7 tRNA genes are annotated in these 688 nt (G+C 50.7%); all 7 read right to left on the reverse strand.

Annotated features, from left to right (window positions below):
- Nucleotides 1–69: 69 nt before the first annotated feature.
- The 7 genes from O3616_RS10055 to O3616_RS10085 all read right to left on the reverse strand — a co-directional run bounded on the left by O3616_RS10055 (nt 70) and on the right by O3616_RS10085 (nt 688).
- Nucleotides 70–143: transfer RNA gene (locus O3616_RS10055), tRNA-Arg, on the reverse strand.
- 11 nt (nt 144–154) lie between these two features.
- Nucleotides 155–240: transfer RNA gene (locus tag O3616_RS10060), tRNA-Leu, on the reverse strand.
- Nucleotides 241–247: 7 nt separating this feature from the next.
- A tRNA-Gly gene (locus O3616_RS10065) sits at nt 248–319 on the reverse strand.
- A 22-nt stretch (nt 320–341) separates the two neighbouring features.
- Nucleotides 342–414, reverse strand: a tRNA-Thr gene (locus tag O3616_RS10070).
- A gap of 18 nt (nt 415–432) precedes the next feature.
- Nucleotides 433–514 (reverse strand) — tRNA-Leu (locus O3616_RS10075).
- 5 nt (nt 515–519) lie between these two features.
- Nucleotides 520–592 (reverse strand) — tRNA-Lys (locus O3616_RS10080).
- A 23-nt stretch (nt 593–615) separates the two neighbouring features.
- A tRNA-Asp gene (locus tag O3616_RS10085) sits at nt 616–688 on the reverse strand.

Consider the following 688-nt stretch of genomic DNA (forward strand, 5'->3'; position numbering starts at 1 on the left):
CCTGCGACACCTTGGTCCCAAACCAAGTACTCTACCAAGCTGAGCTACTTCCCGAGTTAAATAGAAAAATGCACCCTAGAGGAGTCGAACCTCTAACCGCCTGATTCGTAGTCAGGTACTCTATCCAGTTGAGCTAAGGGTGCTCATTAGTTTATGCCGAGGACCGGAATCGAACCGGTACGATCGTTACCAATCGCAGGATTTTAAGTCCTGTGCGTCTGCCAGTTCCGCCACCCCGGCCTCTCTAAGCGAACGACGGGATTCGAACCCGCGACCCCCACCTTGGCAAGGTGGTGTTCTACCACTGAACTACGTTCGCACTGTTTTCTTCTATCTAAAAATGCCGGCTACATGACTTGAACACGCGACCCTCTGATTACAAATCAGATGCTCTACCAACTGAGCTAAGCCGGCTCATTTATTATATCTTAATGCGGGTTAAGGGACTTGAACCCCCACGCCGTTAAGCGCCAGATCCTAAATCTGGTGCGTCTGCCAATTCCGCCAAACCCGCATATATGACCCGTACTGGGCTCGAACCAGTGACCCATTGATTAAAAGTCAATTGCTCTACCAACTGAGCTAACGAGTCTAAAATAACTTACGTTATTCTAACGGTCCCGACGGGAATCGAACCCGCGATCTTCGCCGTGACAGGGCGACGTGATAACCGCTACACTACGGGACC

It is taken from the genome of Streptococcus sp. 27098_8_86, from assembly GCF_041432595.1.
GTDB classification, from domain to species: domain Bacteria; phylum Bacillota; class Bacilli; order Lactobacillales; family Streptococcaceae; genus Streptococcus; species Streptococcus pneumoniae_F.